This is a genomic window from Vibrio sp. R78045, from assembly GCF_042466085.1.
In the GTDB taxonomy this organism is placed as follows: domain Bacteria; phylum Pseudomonadota; class Gammaproteobacteria; order Enterobacterales; family Vibrionaceae; genus Vibrio; species Vibrio cyclitrophicus.
On the sequence record NZ_JAXHBS010000013.1, the window covers coordinates 1,223,058 to 1,236,820 of the forward strand.

11 protein-coding genes and 1 pseudogene are annotated in these 13,763 nt (G+C 43.2%); 7 read left to right on the forward strand and 5 right to left on the reverse strand.

Annotation, left to right across the window (positions count from 1 at the left end; translation table 11 throughout):
* The first annotated feature begins 7 nt into the window (after positions 1-7).
* The 6 genes from SJY39_RS16045 (at position 8) to SJY39_RS16070 (ending at position 7,174) form a co-directional block, all read left to right on the forward strand.
* Positions 8-655: an aldolase gene (locus tag SJY39_RS16045; RefSeq protein ID WP_016767373.1), complete on the forward strand. Its 648-nt coding sequence runs from the start codon at positions 8-10 to the stop codon at positions 653-655.
* Entirely contained in the window at positions 655-1,431 is a 777-nt protein-coding gene (gene otnI, locus SJY39_RS16050) for a 2-oxo-tetronate isomerase (RefSeq protein ID WP_016767374.1), read from the forward strand. Before SJY39_RS16045 ends, otnI begins: the two co-directional genes overlap by 1 nt.
* Before the next feature lie 178 nt (positions 1,432-1,609).
* Positions 1,610-3,064, forward strand: a complete 1,455-nt coding sequence (locus SJY39_RS16055; RefSeq protein WP_010431730.1) for a GntP family permease — start codon at positions 1,610-1,612, stop codon at positions 3,062-3,064.
* Between the two features lie 113 nt (positions 3,065-3,177).
* Positions 3,178-4,380 carry a glycerate kinase gene (locus SJY39_RS16060; RefSeq protein WP_016793228.1) on the forward strand — a complete coding sequence of 401 codons (1,203 nt, stop codon included), beginning with the start codon at positions 3,178-3,180 and terminating at the stop codon, positions 4,378-4,380.
* Positions 4,381-4,667: 287 nt separating this feature from the next.
* A complete protein-coding gene (locus tag SJY39_RS16065; protein ID WP_010431722.1) occupies positions 4,668-6,119 on the forward strand; it encodes a catalase in 1,452 nt (483 codons plus the stop codon).
* 182 nt (positions 6,120-6,301) lie between these two features.
* The gene (locus SJY39_RS16070) at positions 6,302-7,174 is read left to right on the forward strand and encodes a patatin family protein (protein ID WP_010431719.1); all 873 of its coding nucleotides are present in this window, start codon (positions 6,302-6,304) and stop codon (positions 7,172-7,174) included.
* A gap of 132 nt (positions 7,175-7,306) precedes the next feature.
* Here SJY39_RS16070 and SJY39_RS16075 read toward each other — a convergent pair whose 3' ends face one another.
* From SJY39_RS16075 to SJY39_RS16085, 3 genes are all read right to left on the reverse strand, one after another.
* Positions 7,307-8,302, reverse strand: a complete 996-nt coding sequence (locus SJY39_RS16075; protein WP_010431715.1) for a 2-hydroxyacid dehydrogenase — start codon at positions 8,300-8,302, stop codon at positions 7,307-7,309.
* A 221-nt stretch (positions 8,303-8,523) separates the two neighbouring features.
* Positions 8,524-8,856, reverse strand: a complete 333-nt coding sequence (locus SJY39_RS16080; protein ID WP_010431713.1) for a DUF1971 domain-containing protein — start codon at positions 8,854-8,856, stop codon at positions 8,524-8,526.
* A 79-nt stretch (positions 8,857-8,935) separates the two neighbouring features.
* Positions 8,936-9,745, reverse strand: coding sequence for a ferredoxin--NADP reductase (locus SJY39_RS16085; protein WP_010431711.1), 810 nt, complete (start codon positions 9,743-9,745; stop codon positions 8,936-8,938).
* Between the two features lie 332 nt (positions 9,746-10,077).
* Between SJY39_RS16085 and SJY39_RS16090 the strand changes: the two are divergent.
* Positions 10,078-11,021 (forward strand): annotated as a pseudogene (locus SJY39_RS16090) (acyltransferase).
* A 110-nt stretch (positions 11,022-11,131) separates the two neighbouring features.
* Here SJY39_RS16090 and SJY39_RS16095 read toward each other — a convergent pair.
* Positions 11,132-11,854, reverse strand: coding sequence for a tRNA (adenine(22)-N(1))-methyltransferase TrmK (locus SJY39_RS16095; RefSeq protein WP_010431701.1), 723 nt, complete (start codon positions 11,852-11,854; stop codon positions 11,132-11,134).
* 142 nt (positions 11,855-11,996) lie between these two features.
* Complete coding sequence (locus SJY39_RS16100; protein ID WP_010431693.1) at positions 11,997-13,739, reverse strand: diguanylate cyclase domain-containing protein; 1,743 nt, start codon at positions 13,737-13,739, stop codon at positions 11,997-11,999.
* Between the last annotated feature and the right edge of the window lie 24 nt (positions 13,740-13,763).

Consider the following 13,763-nt stretch of genomic DNA (forward strand, 5'->3'; position numbering starts at 1 on the left):
GATTCAAATGAGTAAAGTTTTGATGAACGAGCAGCAGTTAAGAGAGCAAATGGTCACGCTCGCTCGTTCAATGTTCGAGCGAGGTTATGCTACAGGTGGCGCAGGTAACCTATCTATCAAATTGCCAAATGGACATTTTCTAGCAACACCAACAGGCTCTTCATTTGGTCGCCTTATCGCTGAGGAATTGTCGGTTGTTGATATTGATGGTAACCACATTTCAGGTAAGAAGCCTTCGAAAGAAGCCGCGTTCCACTTAGCGATTTATAGAAATAATGAAGAGTGCAATGCGATTGTGCACCTGCACTCTACATATCTAACTGCACTGTCTTGCCTTGAAGGGTTGGATGGTAACAACGCGATTAAGGCTTTCACACCGTATTTCGTGATGCGAATTGGTGAGTTACCAGTGATTTCTTACCTACGGCCCGGCGACCCCAAAATTGCTGAAGAGTTGGCAAAACGAGCAGGTGATTATCGAGCATTTTTGTTAGCAAACCACGGCCCAGTAGTCACTGGTACCGATTTTGTAGATGCGGTGGATAACGCCGAAGAACTGGAAGAGACCGCTAAATTGGCGTTCTTATTGAAAGATAAAGACATCCGTTACCTAACAGACGAAGAAGTGATGGATTTAAAAGGGAGAGGAAAATAATGGCTAAGTTCGCTGCAAACTTAACAATGCTGTTCACAGAAGTGCCATTTCTAGAGCGTTTTGAGAAGGCACACCAAGCGGGCTTCAAAGCAGTTGAATACCTATTCCCTTATGCATTTGAGGCCGAAGAGCTTTCAGAAAAAATGCAGAAATTTGGTTTTGAACAAGCGCTCTTTAATATGCCTCCAGGTGATTGGGATGCAGGCGAGCGTGGCTTTGCCGCTATTCCTGGTCGTGAAGATGAATTCAAAGCCAGTGTCGACAACGCGCTTATGTATGCCAAAGCTTTAGGCTGTAAAAAAGTACACGCTATGTCTGGTCTACTGGATGAACGTTTTACTAAAGAGCAACACGTAGAGACGTTCATATCGAACATTCGTTTTGCGGCAGACCAGTTTGCTGAGCAAAACATTGAATTGATGATTGAACCGCTGAATAGCCGTGATGTTCCTAATTACTTCGTTGCTCACCAACGTGATGCTGTCGAACTGATTAAGTTGGTCGATAGGCCAAATGTGAAGTTGCAACTCGACCTTTATCACGCGCAAATTATGGATGGTGATTTAAGTACTTTGATTCGTGAAGTTGCTGCTTATACCGGCCATATCCAAATTGCTTCTGTACCAGAAAGGCATGAACCATCGGAAGGCGAATTGAGCTACCCACACTTATTTAGTGTTTTGGATGATTCAGGTTACCAAGGTTGGATTGGTTGTGAATATAACCCAAGAGGCACGACAGAAGAGGGGCTTGGCTGGGTAAAAAGTTATTTATAGCGTGGTGTGAATGGCGTTTATATGTAACGAACCATAAAAGTAAAAACTGATTTAGATAACACGGCTTACAGGTAAGCCAACACATAACGATAAAGTGCAATAGGTGATCCCGATATCACCTATATGCACCACCCTACAATTTTCATAAAAATGAAGAAAGAGACAAAAGGAATATAAAATGGATGGAGCACTGATAGGCATCGTAATTGGCATTTTAGCCATGATGGGTATGATTATTAAAACGAGAATCCCAGTCGCACTTGCTATGATTATTGCAAGTATCATCATGGGTCTGTTTGCAGGAATGGCACCAACCGAATTGATCAACGCAATTAAAGCAGGCTTCGGTGGTGTTTTAGGCGGCATTGGCCTGATTATCGCGTTTGGCGTGATCATGGGCGCGTGTTTCGAGCGTTCTGGGGCTGCGGTTCGTATGGCAAAAACCTTTGTTAAGCTTTGTGGTAAAGGCCGTGAAGATTTAGCACTAGGTTTCACTGGCGTATTAGTGGCTATCCCGGTTTTTTGTGACTCTGCGTACATCATTTTGCATTCCCTTGTTCGCGCAATCTCACGAGATACGGGTAAGTCAGCGGTTGGCCTTGGTGTGACTCTAGCACTTGGCTTGCTTATCACTCACGCACTTGTGCCACCAACACCGGGCCCAGTTGCTGTGGCTGGAATTCTAGGTGTAGATCTAGGTGAGTACATGTTGTGGGGTTTGATGGTTTCTATCCCTATGATGCTTCTTTCTATGATTTATATTCGCCGAGTAGGTAACGAGTACTACCGCGTACCAAACGGTGAAACATGGATTACGAACCAAGCTGATTGGGCAAACCTTGAAAAAGTAAAAGAAACAGATGACAGAGAGCTACCAAGTAACTTTTTATCATTCGGTCCAATTTTGTTGCCAATCGCATTCATTCTAATCAATACGCTTGTTGGTCAAGGTGATACTGCAATGCACAACGTTATTTCGTTGATTGGTAACCCAGTGGTGGCTGTAGGTATCGGTGTTCTTATGGCGCTATACGGTCTTACTCGCCACATCGAACGTAAAGACATGGTTAGCTCTATGGATGATGCGCTATCGACTACAGGTCTAATATTAGTAGTGACTGGTTGTGGTGGTGCAATGGGGGCTGTACTTAAAGCATCAGGTGCTGGGCCTCAAGTTGCAGAAGCGATCGCGAGCAGTGGCATTCCACCATTATTAGTACCATTAGCAATTGCATCTATGCTTCGCTTAATCCAAGGTTCAGCAACGGCGTCCATGATGGTTGCGGCGACAATGACATTACCTCTTGTTGAAACGTTAGGTTTGGATCCTGTGTTCGTGGCCCTTGCTTGTGCAGTAGGTCCTGTAGGCTTCTCTCACTTGAACGATTCATACTTTCATATCATTAACCGTACGTTAGGTATTACTGAACTTGCAGACCAAATCAAGATCTGGTCTGTGTCTTCAACTATCGCATGGGCGATTGGTGCAAGCATCATCATGGTTCTCAACCTGGTATTTGGTAAAGGCGGTACGTGGATTGATCCACTGATACCAATTGCTGTGTTAGGTGCTCTGTTTGTGTGGCTAAAAAGTAAAGAGAAATCACAAGTAAAGACAGCCGTTACTAACTAATATTGCATAGCTTTATATACTGCCCCTATTAAGTGATTAGCTTGCTGATCTTCAATAGGGGCATTTTTGGATCGGGCACTCATCAAAATTACTAATCTTTTGGATCTCTCAGTATGAAAATTGTTATTGCACCAGACTCGTTTAAAGAATCTCTATCTGCGGTATCGGTGGCGGCGTGTATTGAAAAGGGTTTTCGTGAAATCTTCCCTGACGCTGACTACGTGACCTTGCCTTTGGCTGATGGTGGTGAAGGTACAGTAGATGTATTGCTACAAGGTTTAGCAGGGCAAAAGCGAACACATCAAGTGGAAGGGCCATTGGGCGCATTGGTTAATGCTGAATGGGCGATGCTTGAACCATCCGATCGCAACCCCAACAAAACGGCATTGATTGAAATTGCTGCCGCATCTGGTTTGGATTTATTGACACCAGAGCAACGTGATCCGTTGATTGCTTCGTCTTTTGGTACAGGGCAATTGATCTTAGAAGCCATTGAACAAGGTGCTGAGAGCATTATTTTAGGATTGGGTGGCAGTGCGACCAACGATGGTGGTGCAGGTATTGTTCAAGCGTTAGGTGGACGCTTGTTAGTTAGTAAAGGGCAAGATGGCAAAGGGCAAGATAGTACTGGACAAGAGCTTGGCCGAGGTGGTGCTGCACTTGCAGAATTAGCATCAATAGATCTTACAGGTTTGGATTCGCGCTATGCAGATGTCGAGTTGATTGTGGCATGCGATGTTGATAATCCATTGTGTGGCGATAAAGGTGCCAGCCATGTATTTGGTCCGCAAAAAGGAGCGACACCTGAACAAGTCTTAATGCTTGATAAGGCGCTTGCGAATTTTGCTCAAGTCGCAGAAACGCAAGGTTGTGTAGACGGCGGTGAATCCGTTCAAAAGCGTATGGGTTATGGTGCGGCTGGTGGCTCGCCGATGGGACTTGGTTTGCTATTCAACATGCAAATTAAACCCGGTATCGAGATGGTACTGGACGTTTTGCAAGCCGATGATGTGTTGAAAGGTGCCGACCTTGTGATTACCGGTGAAGGGCAGATGGACAATCAAACTCTGCAAGGAAAAACACCTTATGGCATTGCCAAACGTGCGAGCTTACAGGGCATTCCAACCATAGGAATTGCCGGATCTTTAGGCACCGAAGTAGAAGCGCTTTACGGCGAAATGAGCAGCTTGTTTGGAACTGTAAGATCGCCACAAACTTTAGAAAAAGTATTACAAGAGGCGGAGCTTAACTTAACAAGAACGGCAAGAAATATCGCAGCGACTTTACGGTTAGGTCACAAAATATCTCAAAAATAGTGGGCTTCTACGAGGTAGGCTGCGCCTAGCTTTGGTTTGCTGTGTTTTGTAAGTTCATGATTATTATATTGTAAATATTATTGTCAATATTGAATGATTATGATTTAGATCATTAATTTGATAGGTTTTATCCATGATAACGATAAATACAAACGATTATATTTTACTTTAGCCCAGGCGTATTCTATATCCTTAATTACTGCGTGGTTTTGTGTGATGAATAGCCACCATTCAGAAGTAAAGATGCAACAAAGATGGTGCATCTAAAAGGTAATAAGGAATAGATGATGAGTAAAAAATTAACTACAGCTGCGGGTTGCCCTGTTGCTCATAACCAGAATGTTCAAACTGCGGGTAAACGCGGTCCTCAACTTCTTCAAGATGTTTGGTTTTTAGAAAAAATGGCGCATTTTGATCGTGAGGTGATTCCAGAGCGTCGTATGCACGCGAAAGGTTCAGGGGCTTACGGCACTTTCACTGTGACTCACGATATTACTCAATACACCAAAGCTAAACTATTCTCTGAAATTGGTAAAAAGACGGATCTGTTTGCACGATTTACAACGGTAGCGGGCGAACGTGGCGCAGCGGACGCGGAGCGTGATATTCGCGGTTTCGCGTTGAAGTTTTATACTGAAGAAGGTAACTGGGATATGGTGGGTAACAACACGCCAGTATTCTTCCTTCGTGATCCTCTTAAGTTCCCAGACTTAAACCACGCCGTTAAACGTGACCCTCGCACTAACATGCGCAGCGCGAAGAACAACTGGGATTTCTGGACTTCTTTACCTGAAGCACTTCACCAAATTACTATCGTGATGAGTGATCGCGGTATCCCTGCGACTTACCGCCACATGCATGGTTTCGGCAGTCACACGTTCAGCTTCATCAATGCTGACAACGAACGTTTCTGGGTTAAATTCCACTTCAAATCTCAGCAAGGTATTAAGAACTTGTCTGACGCAGAAGCGGCACAAGTGATCGGTGATGATCGTGAAAGCCACCAACGCGATTTGCTAGACAGCATCGATAATCAAGATTTCCCGAAATGGACGTTGAAAGTTCAAATTATGCCAGAAGCTGATGCGGCAACGGTTCCTTACAACCCATTCGACTTAACTAAGATTTGGCCTCACGCTGATTACCCATTAATTGAAGTGGGCGAATTTGAGCTAAACCGTAATCCACAAAACTTCTTCGCAGAAGTTGAGCAGTCGGCGTTCAACCCAGCAAACGTAGTTCCGGGTATCAGTTTCTCACCAGATAAGATGCTTCAAGGTCGCCTATTTGCTTACGGTGATGCACAGCGGTACCGTCTAGGTGTTAATCATCAGCATATCCCAGTAAACGCACCTCGCTGTCCTGTACACAGTTATCACCGTGATGGTGCGATGCGTGTTGATGGTAACTTTGGTAGCACATTAGGTTATGAACCAAACAATGAAGGCCAATGGGCAGAGCAACCCGATTTTGCAGAACCAGCATTGAATCTTGATGGCGCAGCAGCGCATTGGGATCACCGTGAAGATGAAGATTACTTCTCGCAACCCGGTGACCTATTCCGTCTGATGACACCAGAGAAGCAAGCGATACTGTTTGATAATACCGCTCGTAACTTAGGCGGTGTACCAAAAGAGATTCAACTACGTCACTTAAGACACTGTTACAAAGCTGACCCTGCATATGGTGAAGGTATTGGTAAACTGCTTGAAATCGACGTAAGCGAGTTTAATTCGTAACGGTTTAATCTAATTCGATTTAGATGCTTAAACTTTAAAAGCTGTTGGGTGAACACCTAGCAGCTTTTTTCTATTTTAATTGATAGCTTTTGCCTATCGAAGTTATCAATTTATCCCATTATATTTCTAAGCCTGAGCGGATTATTCTGTCCCTATCAATTTATAAAGTAGTTGGGTTTGAGATGAGTAAAAGCGCATTAATCGTTGAAGGTGGAGCAATGAGAGGTATTTTCGCTGCCGGAGTGTTGGATGCTTTTATGCAAGACGACTTCCGTCCTTATGATTTTGCCATTGGCGTATCTGCGGGTGTGTCTAATTTGGTGGGTTACTTATCTCAAGCACCGAAGCGTAGTTATGATGTTATTACAACGATGGCAACCGATAAGACGTTTTTTAACCCCGCGCGCTTTGCCAAAGGTGGCAACTTAGTAGACGTGAAGTGGTTATGGAACGAATCCAATCAACGTTATCCACTCGATTGTGGTGAGCTGTTTTCAAGCCTCCCACTCATAGCAGCTGTCACAAATGTCGATACGGGTAGTGCAGACTACTATCATATCAAGCCAGAAAACCTTTCTAATGTGGTTGAAGCAACAACAGCTTTACCTATAGCTTACCGCGAAACACCGTGTTTCTCGGGTGGTTGTTATACCGATGGTGGTGTAGCGGATTCGATTCCGGTTCGCGAAGCATACCGTCGCGGCGCACGAGACATTACGGTGATTCTTTCTCATCCTCTTAGCTACCGAATGAAACCGCAGAGGTATCAGTGGATGCTGAAAAAGCTGTTAAAGAAATTCCCAAATATTGCTGAGTCGATGGCTGTGCGCGCCGAAAACTACAACCAGTCTTTGGAGTTCATTCGTAACCCTCCCAAAGATGCGACCATTAAAGTGATTGCGCCGCCAGAAGCCTTCGCGGTGAAGCGTTTGACCATGGATCAAGTGACACTTGATGCAGGTTACGAGATGGGCATCCAAGCTGGGGAAGAGCATATCGCGATCCGAAAAGGCGTGTATGGTTTGGATATTGAAGATTGTCACTTTTGTGTCTAGTTCTGTTTTCGATAATGGACTAAGCTAAAAAGCCACGCTATTCATTAAGACCTAGCGTGGCTTTATATTTTAGAAAACAATCTATTTTTAAAACAATATTTTATTAAAGCAGCCTGTTACTAAACCAGTCTATTACTCGACCAATTCATTACCGCTGGTGTTACCAGTAAAGAAGGCATCAACACTGGTGAGCGTTGTGTTGGCAATGTTGAACAACGCATCTTTAGTCAAGAAAGCTTGGTGACCTGTGAACAGTACGTTGTGGCAAGCGGACAGGCGGCGGAATACATCATCCACAATGACATCGTTCGATTTGTCTTGGAAGAACAACTCTTTTTCGTTGTCGTAAACATCGAGGCCAAGCGCGCCAATCTTGCTCTGTTTAAGCGCTTCGATTGCAGCTGTTGAATCTAACAATTCACCACGACTTGTGTTGACTATCATCACGCCATCTTTCATTTTATCAAATGCAGTCGCATCCAATAAATGGTAGTTTTCTTTGCTCATTGGGCAGTGCAGAGAAATAACATCAGACTCTTGGTAAAGCTCGTCTAGTTCAACATATTTAGCCCCAAGTTCGACAGCCAACGGATTCGGATATGGGTCGTAGCATAGGATGTTCATGCCTAAACCTTTCAGAATACGCATGGTCGCTAGGCCAATTTTTCCAGAGCCTATCACACCTACAGTTTTACCGTGGAAGTTGAAGCCTACCAAGCCCTCAAGAGAGAAGTTTGCATCACGAGTACGCTGATACGCTTTGTGCAGCTTGCGGTTTAAACACATCATCATGCCGACCGTATGTTCTGCTACTGATTCTGGTGAATAAGCAGGAACGCGAACCACTTGTAGACCAAATTCTTTGGCTGCGTCTAGATCGACTTTATCAAAACCTGCACAACGCATCGCAATCAGTTTGGTGCCACCTTGCGCTAGAATTTTAAGCACGTCTCGTGACAGGTCATCGTTTACAAAAGCACAAACAACTTCGTTGTCGTGCGCCATTTTTGCGGTTGTTGTAGTGAGTCGAAAATCGTGAAAATGAAACTCAGCATCGAGTTTACCTTTCGCAAGTTCGAATGATTTTTCGTCGTATGACTTTGAGCTAAAAAAAGCAATGTTGAGCATAGCTTCCTCTCTTACCTAAAATGTGAAGACCCAAAATTTTATTATCTAAAACCGGGTTCAAATTAATAACTTTATTCAGTGTGCTAGAGTTTTTTTGTCTTGTCTATCACCATTAGCCATTGTAATTATTATGGTTAATTAGATTTCACCTTCGCTTTTTTAACATTGAAAACCATATTACGAAGTAGCTAGCTCATAAGTTCATTCAGATTGAATTGATCTTATTTTCGGGTATTAAACATTTTCTTGGTCTCTTTTTCTGACCAGAAGTTGATATTAAACTGAGCATCGTCACTAAGTTCAATACGGTGCCAATATTGCGGAGGGCTTGTCGCAAATTGTCCGGCATTGATGATCACGGTGACTTCTGGTTCTGTCGCATCTGCGTTTGCAAAACCGTGGTAGGTAACCGTACCTTCCATAACACATAATTGACCGAATACACCCTCTGCGGTGTTGTGGTGGCTGATTAACGCGGCAGGCACGTTGTCTTTAGTGAAGAATGGTGTTGAACGTTGAATCTTCCAATGTGAAGGAATGCGTAAATGACTCATATAAAACCTCTCAGACTTTCATACTTTATGTAATGGACGTATCAAGTGCACGATCGCCCCTCAATATTTGTTAACTTTATTACCAGTAGTTTTCGCTACTAAATTGACCTGGTTTTTTACGTAAGTGTTTTTGTAATCCCAATGAGATCAGTGCTTCGCTCGTGTCTCGAACCATTTGGGGATTACCGCAAAGATAGAAGAAACTATGTCTTTGGTTGATAGTGATAGACGAGGCTCGCTCAAGGTCGCCTCCACGTAACAAGCTTGGGATTCGTCCGCGCAATGTTCCGGTGACTGATTCTCTAGAAATAATTGGCACATACTGTAGTTTCCCCTGAAAATGTTGAACAAGCTGAGTGATACGATCTCGATAAGTCAGGTCTTGCTCTGTTCGTACTGCGTGAATCAGCACAAGGTTTTTGAACGATTTACCCTTTTCTGGCCCTAACCCTGCGTCTTTCTGCTGTTGTATCTGCATGCTTTCGAGCATCGAGATAAACGGACCAACCGCGGTTCCTGTCGATAGCATCCATAGATCGTCTGCGATCTCTGGGATCTCATCCAATGTCATAAATCCACTAGGGTCTTTGCCGACAAAGACATCATCACCCACCTTCAGTTGATGGAGTTGAGGAGAGAGCTGGCCGTTTTGATCCTTAACAATCAAAAACTCCAGATGTTGATGACCTTTTGCATGTTCTGGCGCATTCACCATTGAATAAGCGCGTCGAACAAATTCACCTTCACTGTTGCGTAACCCCAACTTTGTGAATTGACCAGCTTGGTAGGATGAAACTGGTGCACTGACTTGGAGTGAGAACAATTGATCGGTCCACTCTATCTTGTGTAGGACTTTTCCGGTTACCAAACCATGAGGAATATCTGTCATATCATCACCTTTACGTAGAGAAGCTATCTCATTAAGGATACTCAACTATCTTACTTTTTGGAGTTGCATGTACCATGCCAATAATGAGAATGCTTATCAGTACTAATTCTTTAGTGGGATATAGGTTTGATTGAGTCAGAAAGACTAGATTATTTTGGTGTCCAAAAGACTCTATTGTGTTTTTTTGTTTCTATTAGCGTTCTGAGAGTTAAGTGAGCCATGTCCGAGATCTGTTGAGTGGTTCGACCCTTAGGATATTCCACCAATAACTAAAGAGAATAATTTGTAGATGCGTATAATGGCGGCTTTCGATCTCAATATAGCCGTGTTTTATGCTTGATAATCTTCGTATGGCCTTGAACGTGTTGTTCGTGACCATCAATACTGCAATGACTGCGTTTACCGTAAGCTTCTTTGGCCTCATTAAACTAATTCTTCCAATCCCTGTTGTGCAGAAGTCATGTACTCGTCTCGCTAACTTCACATTTTGGTGTTGGGCTTCGCTCAATCTTTGGATGTTGAATGTTAATAATGATATCGAATGGCAAGTCGAAGGGGGGAGGACATTTCAACCAAGCAGTGGTACTTGATGATGTCTAATCACCTGAGCTGGGCGGATATTGTGATTTTGTCTTCTATCTTGAAAGATAAGATGCCGATGACTAAGTTCTTCCTCAAGCATGAATTGTTATACGTTCCTTTTGTCGGACTGGCATGTTGGGGTCTAGATATGCCTTTTATGAGACGCCATTCACGTGAGTTTCTGATTCGTAACCCTGAACGTCGCAATGATGATTTTGACGCAATTAACAAGGCGTGTACTAAGTTCAAGTTGGCGCCGACGACATTGGTGAATTTTGTTGAAGGAACCCGTGCCAACCATGAGAAATTATCGACAGTGAAGACACCTTATCGACACCTACTAAAGCCGAAAACTGGTGGTGTGGCGTTTGCTTTGTCTGCAATGGGTCCGATCTTAGATGGTATTGTCGATGTTACTTTGGCTTATCCAGAGAATCAGACTTCTCCATTTGAAGACATGCTGAAAGGTAAGATGAAAAAGGTGGTCGTGCGTATTAAATTACACCCAATGGATGAGAACGTAAACGGTAACTACTTTGAAGATAAAGCCTTTAAACGCCGTTTCCACAGTTGGTTGAATAACACGTGGAAAGAGAAGGACGACTATCTTGATACGGTTTATGGGGTTGATACGCCCTGTGAGGTTGAAACGTTTGATGAGCCCGATGCGGTTCATAAGAAACAAGAGCAGTAAGCTTAAACTAAACCAATAGCATCAAAAAAGCCGATAGTTCATTGAACTATCGGCTTTTTTATTGAATTGGTTGTATCAGAGGTAAGCGATAGAGTTAGTACTTACTACAGTCAAATCGCTTGGTAAGCATCAATGATGTGCTTCACTTCGCTAGGCTTACCTTGCTGATCTTGGCCTTGATGAATGCGTAAATAATGCTGTAATGTTTTGGCTTTGTATTGCTGAGATATCTGTAACTGATGCTCACAACTTGGCGCCCAGATCTTGTCACCAACGTTTGATATCTCACTAAGTGGTCGAATGTTTTCGCTTTCGCCTTGGTTGTTACTGACCAATAAAATCTCGTAGTAACGGCGGTTCTCTTCAATCAACACTTCGTCAACAAGGCCGAACTTGAGCGCTTTTAAATGGCTTCTTAGTTCGAATTGCTGATGCACTGGGCAAAGCAAAAAATCGATATCTTTGTCTGGATGCTGGTGATGAATGTCGTCGACGAGCTTCTGAGTCAGATCGCCACCCACACCAGCAATAATAACGAGGTGTTTGCCAGTGTGCTTATTCAGAGGAATGGCTGCGACATCTAAACAATAGACTTTCCACTGACTCCGCTTGTGTTGTTCAACGTTGTTATCTTGAGGAAAGTAACGCGTTAATTTGCCTTCAAGATCGTGCATAAGAGAGGGAACAATATCGACAAAGTGAATCAGAGGCGCTTTGTTGTCTGACAACAATTGAACACCCAAGAATCCATGATCACAGCAACAATCCCAAATGTGTTGGTAATCATCGCTGACAAGAGAATGGAGTGTTTGCAGTCGGTTACTTAGCTTCATAAGGTTCGTGTCGTTAGGAATAGGGTATTGTCGTGGCGAAGGCGCATTGTAATGACTTTCTATAAAAACAAAAGCACCTAGAAAATAAATCCTAGGTGCTTAAGAAGTCGATGCTTGAAACAATGAGTGACTTCAAGGCTCTTTAAGATTCTTTTGCGACTGCTCTTATATGGCCTTCTACTCTGTTCTTTCCGAGTTGTTGGGCGATAAGTTTCGCCTGTTCCGCTAAAGCTAACGCTGAATCTCTTTCGCCTTCTATTCGTGAAAACCCTACACTAACACCTAACGAAAGCGTGATGTCTGGTGTAGCGATAGTTTTCTCTGAGATCCTAATTCGACATTGATCCAATTGGAATTTGGCATCTTTAGCATCATTTGCTTTGAATAAGATGGCGAACTCTTTCCCACCAACTCGAGCAAGGCACAAGCTCCTTGGTTTAGGGAAGTAGGAACGTAGAGTTTCTGCAGTGAGCTTTATCATATTGTCGCCAATCGCTTCACCGTAGGCGCGGTTTACGTGGTCAAAATTATCGATATCAAGTAAAGCAACATAGGTCTCTGGCTCACTTGCGTAGTTTTTTAATGCGACATTGAAACTACTTTTGTTATCTAGCTGCGTCATCAGATCCTTGCGGCTCAATTGGTGGTTGAGTAACAAGTTAGATAAAGAGACTTCAGTGTAATCTCTGATCATACGCAGAATACTTTGGCTGATCGGCAAACTCGCATTCACATAGAGAATCGCAATCAACTGTTTGCGAGAGTGTAAAGGAATACAGTAATGACGTTGATGGATCTTGAGTTTACATGCCAATGGATCTGCGTACTTTCCGTTTCGGTAAACCATGGTGTCTTCTGGAAAGCGCTCTGCAAGGGATTGACCATAGTGTACTGTTGATTTGTTCCCATGATAATCAATGGTACTAAACGAATGATTTTCCGGCTGATAAAGGCAAAACTGAACGCCTTTATGGTACGTAAAGCTATCCAGTATCGATTTTAACTCTCGCTTAAAGCTGGCGAGGTCATCGACTTTATTAAGTCGTGATAACAACACATTTAAGCGGTAAGCCAGATAGTTTGCCCCAATCCACAGTAGAAGCAGTGAGCCTAGCACCACGCCCGTTAACGTAAATTGGTGTGAACTGGTTAATATGTCGTGGCGATCAGTACCCGCGATGAAAACCCAATTTAAGCTGTTGTCAGCGTCGAAAACCGATATCTTAAAATTATCTTGGTAGTAGTATTCGTGTAACCCGCCAGTTTCACCTTGTGAGAGTTGCTTGCTGATACCGGCATGATAGCTGATTGATTTAGAACCAATACGTTTCGGATCTGGGTGGAATACCAGTCTTTCAGTTGTTCGATCGACAACGAAAACATAGCCATTGCTGAGTGTTTTAAGGCTTCTTAAACCCTGCGTGGTGTGCAACAAGTCAAATTCAATCCATATTTCCTCGTTCAATCTTTCTACCGTGTGTTTTACCGCAAATACCCAACGCCCATCAGGCTTTTGATAAACGGAAGAAATGTAGAAATCCTCAACGACGTTGTCTATTGAATGCCATTGTATTACGGCGATTTGTTCGCTCGAAAGTGGAAGACCTCGAGTGGAAATATAATTTTGAGATTGCGGTTTGTATCGAACGATATCTGAGAAATTGGGTGTTCTTTTTAGGATATTATCACTGATTTCGCGAAATTTTTTGTCATCAAAGCTGGATGCCTTAGGTAAGCCTAAACTGGTCTCAAGAAAGTAAAGCTTGCCGAAAACGGCTTCGATATTTGAGCGAATAGTGGAACTAGCGATACGAATATTTGATGATGATTGGTTAGTTGCTGTAGTTTCTACTTTCTCTAGTTGAGCGATAGCTAAATAAAGCATTCCTCCGGTTAGTAAGAGTATGTA